This window comes from Streptococcus parasanguinis (genome assembly GCF_001578955.1).
Lineage (GTDB): Bacteria > Bacillota > Bacilli > Lactobacillales > Streptococcaceae > Streptococcus > Streptococcus parasanguinis_U.
On record NZ_KQ969690.1, the window covers coordinates 172229 to 178712 of the forward strand.

The 6484-nt window shown below is 41.8% G+C and carries 5 protein-coding genes; all 5 read left to right on the top strand.

Translation table 11 applies throughout. The features are described from left to right. Position 1: 1 nt before the first annotated feature. The 5 genes from arcA to SPADD19_RS04670 all read left to right on the top strand — a co-directional run bounded on the left by arcA (position 2) and on the right by SPADD19_RS04670 (position 6346). Positions 2 to 1216, top strand: coding sequence for an arginine deiminase (arcA, locus tag SPADD19_RS04650; RefSeq protein ID WP_128861582.1), 1215 nt, complete (start codon positions 2 to 4; stop codon positions 1214 to 1216). A gap of 95 nt (positions 1217 to 1311) precedes the next feature. Continuing rightward, on the top strand, positions 1312 to 2328 hold the full coding sequence (argF, locus tag SPADD19_RS04655) for an ornithine carbamoyltransferase (protein ID WP_006596657.1): 1017 nt from the start codon (positions 1312 to 1314) through the stop codon (positions 2326 to 2328). Positions 2329 to 2413: 85 nt separating this feature from the next. Next, positions 2414 to 3358, top strand: coding sequence for a carbamate kinase (gene arcC, locus SPADD19_RS04660; protein WP_061455367.1), 945 nt, complete (start codon positions 2414 to 2416; stop codon positions 3356 to 3358). A gap of 124 nt (positions 3359 to 3482) precedes the next feature. After that, positions 3483 to 4994, top strand: coding sequence for a YfcC family protein (locus SPADD19_RS04665; protein ID WP_061455368.1), 1512 nt, complete (start codon positions 3483 to 3485; stop codon positions 4992 to 4994). 17 nt (positions 4995 to 5011) lie between these two features. Further along, a complete protein-coding gene (locus SPADD19_RS04670) occupies positions 5012 to 6346 on the top strand; it encodes a dipeptidase (protein WP_061455369.1) in 1335 nt (444 codons plus the stop codon). The last annotated feature ends 138 nt before the right edge of the window (positions 6347 to 6484 follow it).

Here is a 6484-nt window from a genome sequence, read left to right on the forward strand (position 1 = left end):
AATTCATGTTTTCTCAGAAATTGGAAAACTGAAAAAAGTTTGTTTGCACCGTCCAGGTAAAGAGTTGGAAAACTTGATGCCTGACTATCTTGAACGTCTTCTTTTTGATGATATTCCTTTCTTGGAAGATGCTCAAAAAGAACACGACGCATTTGCTGAAGCACTTCGTAACGAAGGTATCGAAGTACTTTATCTTGAACAGTTGGCTGCTGAATCATTGACTTCTCCAGAAATTCGTGATCAGTTCATCGAAGAATACCTTGAAGAAGCAAACATTCGTGGACGCCAAACAAAAGTTGCGATCCGTGAATTGCTTCACAGCATTGAAGACAACCAAGAGTTGGTTGAAAAAACAATGGCAGGGGTTCAAAAAGCTGAACTTCCAGAAATTCCTGAAGAAGCAAAAGGATTGACAGACCTTGTTGAATCTGACTATCCATTTGCAATCGACCCAATGCCAAACTTGTACTTCACACGTGACCCATTTGCTACAATTGGTAATGCAGTATCATTGAACCACATGTACGCAGATACACGTAACCGTGAAACTTTGTATGGTAAATACATCTTCAAATACCACCCAGTTTACGGTGGAAAAGTTGAACTTGTCTACAACCGTGAAGAAGATACTCGTATCGAAGGTGGAGATGAGTTGGTACTTTCTAAAGATGTATTGGCAGTTGGTATCTCACAACGTACAGATGCTGCATCAATCGAAAAATTGTTGGTAAACATCTTCAAGAAGAACGTTGGCTTCAAGAAAGTATTGGCCTTCGAATTTGCTAACAACCGTAAATTCATGCACTTGGATACAGTATTCACAATGGTGGACTACGATAAATTCACAATCCACCCTGAAATCCAAGGTAACCTTCGCGTCTTCTCTGTAACTTATGAAAACGAACAATTGAAGATCGTTGAAGAAAAAGGTGATTTGGCTGAATTGCTTGCTGAAAACCTTGGTGTAGAAAAAGTTACTTTGATTCCATGTGGAGATGGCAATATCGTTGCTGCTGCGCGTGAACAATGGAACGACGGATCAAATACTCTTACAATCGCACCTGGTGTGGTAGTTGTATACGACCGTAACACTGTTACCAACAAGAAATTAGAAGAATACGGACTTCGTTTGATCAAGATCCGCGGAAGTGAATTGGTTCGCGGTCGTGGTGGACCTCGTTGTATGTCAATGCCATTCGAACGTGAAGAAATCTAATCATCCTTCTACAGGTTAGACGGGCTCAGTGTCTAAACTGAGCCCTCTAAACTGATTGACAGGATCTTATCATGCATAATAAAAGGAGATAATTAATGACAACTTCAGTATTCCAAGGACGTAGCTTTTTAGCAGAAAAAGACTTTACACGTGCAGAGTTAGAATACCTTATCGGACTTTCAGCTCACTTGAAAGATCTTAAAAAACGCAACATTGACCACCGCTACCTAGCTGGTAAAAACATTGCGCTTTTGTTTGAAAAAACTTCAACTCGTACTCGTGCAGCCTTCACTACTGCAGCCATCGACCTTGGTGCTCACCCAGAATACCTTGGTGCAAACGACATCCAGCTTGGTAAAAAAGAATCTACAGAAGATACTGCTAAAGTTCTTGGACGTATGTTTGATGGTATTGAATTCCGTGGTTTCAGCCAACGTATGGTTGAAGAATTGGCTGAATTCTCAGGTGTTCCAGTATGGAATGGTTTGACTGACGAATGGCACCCAACTCAAATGCTTGCAGACTACTTGACTGTTCAAGAAAACTTTGGACGCCTTGAAGGTTTGACACTTGTGTACTGTGGTGACGGACGTAACAACGTTGCAAACAGCCTTCTTGTAACAGGTGCTATCCTTGGTGTGAACGTACACATCTTCTCACCAAAAGAACTCTTCCCAGAACAAGAAATTGTTGAATTGGCAGAAGGATTCGCAAAAGAAAGTGGCGCTCATATCTTGATCACTGAAGATGCTGACGAAGCTGTGAAAGGTGCAGATGTACTTTACACTGACGTTTGGGTATCTATGGGTGAAGAAGACAAATTTGCAGAACGCGTTGCCCTTTTGAAACCTTACCAAGTAAACATGGAATTGGTTAAGAAAGCTGATAACGAAGACTTGATCTTCTTGCACTGCTTGCCAGCTTTCCACGACACAAACACTGTTTATGGTAAAGATGTTGCTGAAAAATTCGGCGTAGAAGAAATGGAAGTTACTGACGAAGTGTTCCGTAGCAAATATGCTCGTCACTTTGACCAAGCTGAAAACCGTATGCACACAATCAAAGCGGTGATGGCAGCTACTCTTGGTAACTTGTACATTCCAAAAGTTTAAGACTTTATAACCGTATACCAACAGCTATAGGGGCTGGACTGCTAGCTTTAGTCCTGCCCCTATTTTTTATAGAAAGGGAAAACCTATGTCAAGAAAAATCGTCGTTGCTTTGGGAGGAAACGCTATCCTTTCATCTGATCCTTCTGCAAAAGCTCAACAAGAAGCACTTGTAGAAACAGCAAAACACTTAGTAAAATTAATCAAAAATGGGGATGAGTTGATCATCACTCACGGAAATGGTCCTCAAGTAGGGAACCTCTTGCTCCAACACTTGGCAGCAAACTCTGAAAAGAACCCTGCTTTCCCACTTGATTCATTAGTTGCTATGACCGAAGGAAGCATTGGCTACTGGCTTCAAAATGCTCTTCAAAATGCTCTTCATGAAGAAGGAATCGAAAAAGATGTGGCTTCTGTTGTGACACAAGTCGTTGTTGATAAGAACGACCCAGCTTTCGTTAACCTCAGCAAACCAATCGGTCCATTCTACTCAGAAGAAGAAGCAAAAGCAGAAGCTGAAAAATCTGGAGCAACTTTCAAAGAAGATGCTGGTCGTGGCTGGCGTAAAGTTGTTGCTTCACCAAAACCAGTGGATATCAAAGAAATCAATACCATCCGTACTTTGTTGAACGACGGTCAAGTCGTTGTGGCAGCCGGTGGTGGCGGTATCCCAGTTGTGAAAGAAGCAGATGGTAGCCTATCTGGTGTTGAAGCTGTCATCGATAAAGACTTCGCATCTCAACGTTTGGCTGAATTAGTAGAAGCAGACCTCTTCATCGTCTTGACTGGTGTCGATTATGTCTTTGTGAACTACAACAAACCAGACCAAGCAAAATTGGAACATGTTAATGTGGCTCAATTGGAAGAATATATCAAACAAGACCAATTTGCACCAGGAAGCATGCTTCCTAAAGTGGAAGCTGCCATTGCCTTTGTAAATGGTCGCCCAGAAGGAAAAGCAGTTATTACATCACTTGAAAACCTGGGAGCTTTGATTGAGTCTGAAAGTGGAACAATCATCCAAAAAGACTAATGAAAAATTAGGAAAAAACTAGTATTTTAAAGCTTATTGTGATAGAATAAGTCTATAGGAAAGCGTTTTACAAGAGACTCTTGTAAAACATCACTCACACTTTGTTGCGTTAGGAGGAAGACAAATGAGTGAAAAAACAAAAAAAGGATTTAAGATGCCTTCATCTTTTTCCGTATTGTTAATTATCATTGCTATTATGGCAGTGTTAACTTGGATTATTCCAGCTGGTCAATACAAGGTTGACGATGCAGGTGCTATCATTGCAGGTAGTTATGAATCTGTAAAAGCACATCCTCAAGGAATTTGGGATGTTTTGATGGCCCCAATCAATGCCATGCTTGGTAAAGCACCAACCAGTGCAGCGATTGATGTAGCCTTCTTCATCTTGATGGTCGGTGGTTTCCTTGGTGTTGTGAATGAAACAGGTACCCTTGATGTAGGGATTGCTTCTATCGTTCGTAAATACAAAGGCCGCGAAAAAATGTTGATTTTGATCTTGATGCCATTGTTTGCCCTTGGTGGTACAACTTATGGTATGGGTGAAGAAACCATGGCCTTCTATCCACTTCTTGTACCTGTTATGATGTCCGTTGGTTTTGACAGCTTGACAGGGGTAGCCATTATCCTTTTAGGATCACAAATCGGATGTTTGGCGTCAACATTGAACCCATTTGCGACAGTTATCGCATCTGATACTGCAGGTATCTCAAGTGCTTCAGGTCTCTTACTTCGTGTGATCTTCTGGATCGTATTGACAGGACTTAGCACCTACTATGTATACCGTTATGCAGATAAGGTTCAAAAAGACCCAACCAAATCTCTCACCTATGCAACTCGTGAAGAAGATTTGAAACACTTCAATGTTGATAGTGGCGAAGAAATTCCTTCACAAATGAACAAGAAACAAAAACGTGTCTTGGTCGTCTTCATCTCAACATTCGTTATCATGGTTTCTGGATTTATCCCATTCAAAGATTTGGGTATTAAATTCTTTGAAACCTTCAACGAATCTCTCCATAAAATTCCAGTACTTGGTCAATTGATCGGTAACACAGATGCTCTTGGTACATGGTACTTCCCTCAAACAGCTATGCTCTTTGCCTTCATGGGAATCCTCGTTGGTATCATTTATGGCTTGAAAGAAGATAAAATCATTTCATCCTTCATGAATGGTGCAGCTGACCTCTTGAGTGTTGCTCTTATCGTAGCAGTAGCACGTGGTATCCAAGTCATCATGAACGACGGTATGATCACTGCGACAATTCTTCACTGGGGTGAAGAAGGACTGAAAGGTCTTTCATCTCAATTGTTCATTGTCTTGACTTACATTTTCTACTTGCCAATGTCATTCTTGATCCCATCATCATCTGGTCTTGCCAGTGCAACAATGGGTATCATGGCACCTCTTGGTAAATTCGTCAATGTACCAGGTAGCTTGATTGTCACAGCTTACCAATCTGCATCTGGTGTCTTGAACTTGATCGCACCAACTTCAGGTATCGTAATGGGAGCTCTTGCTCTTGGACGTGTTGACTTGAGTGCATGGTGGAAATTCATGGGTAAATTGGTCGTAGCGATTGTTGTGATCACCATTGCCCTTCTTCTACTAGGAACTGTGGTTCCATTCTTGCAATAGAATAAAGTAGGTGTTTCATGAAAAATAGAATAAAGAACGATGTAAAAGAGCAGTTTTTAAACTCGCTTCAAACCATCATTTCTTACCCCTCAGTATTAAACGAAGGGGAAAATGGAACACCGTTTGGACAAGCTATCCAAGATGTCCTAGAAAAAACCTTAGAGCTTGCTCAGGAATTAGGTTTTCAAACATATATAGATCCTGAAGGATACTATGGATATGCAGAGATCGGTCAGGGGGAAGAACTCCTGGCCGTTCTTTGTCACTTGGATGTTGTTCCAGCCGGTGATCTAAAAGATTGGCAAACGCCACCTTTTGAAGCGACCATTGTCGGTGATTATTTAGTGGGTCGTGGTGTGCAGGATGATAAGGGTCCGTCCCTCGCTGCTCTTTACGCTGTCAAGAGTTTGCTGGATGATGGCATCCAGTTTACCAAACGAATTCGCTTTATCTTTGGGACGGATGAAGAAACCTTGTGGCGCTGTATGAACCGCTACAATCAAATCGAAGAGCAAGCAGATTTAGGATTTGCACCAGATTCCTCTTTCCCCTTAACCTATGCTGAAAAAGGCTTATTACAAGTGAAATTGCATGGTCCAGGTTGGGATGATCTTCCCTTACAGGCTGGACAGGCCCTCAATGTTGTTCCAGACAAGGCGACCTATGCTGGTCATCGTTTGGAGGAGTTGCTTCCTGTTTTGGATCAAAGTGGGGTTCAGTATAGCCAAACAGCAGATTCTGTAACGGTTTTGGGTGTTTCGAAACACTCTAAAGATGCAGCCGAAGGAGTGAATGCTATTGTCGGTTTAGCGGAAAGTTTATCCCTCATCCAACCCCATCCAGCCTTGCTCTTTATAGCAGATGCTGTTGGTGAGGATGCAACGGGAGAAGCTTTATTTGGCAGAATTACAGATGAACCTAGTGGGGATCTTTCTTTTAATCTTGCGACCCTTGTGATCGATCAAGAACAATCGGAAATCGGGATTGATATCCGGATTCCCGTCTTAGCAGACAAGGATGCCTTGGTAGCTCGTTTGCAAGAAATTGCAGCTAGTTATCAGTTGGAATATGAAGAGTTTGATTATTTGGCTCCTTTATATGTTCCTTTGGATAGTTCTTTAGTCAGCTCTTTGATGGCCGTCTATCAGGAAGAAACTGGTGATAAGACGCCAGCTATGTCTTCTGGTGGTGCGACATTTGCGCGTACCATGGAAAATTGTGTTGCTTTTGGGGCTCTTTTCCCAGGTGCAGAGCAGACTGAGCACCAAGCCAATGAACGAGCAAAAATTGACGATCTCTATGCTGCGATGGAAATCTATCGAGAAGCCATTCAACGCTTAGCTACAACATAAAAAGTTTGGAAACCAAGTTTCTAAACTTTCAGATTGAAGACAAACTTATACTAAAAACTTTCCTTAGGTGAGTACGGACGTCAGCGAACTTCTACGAAGTTACAAGACTAATTCAAGATACAGAGGGCGTCTGTGGAT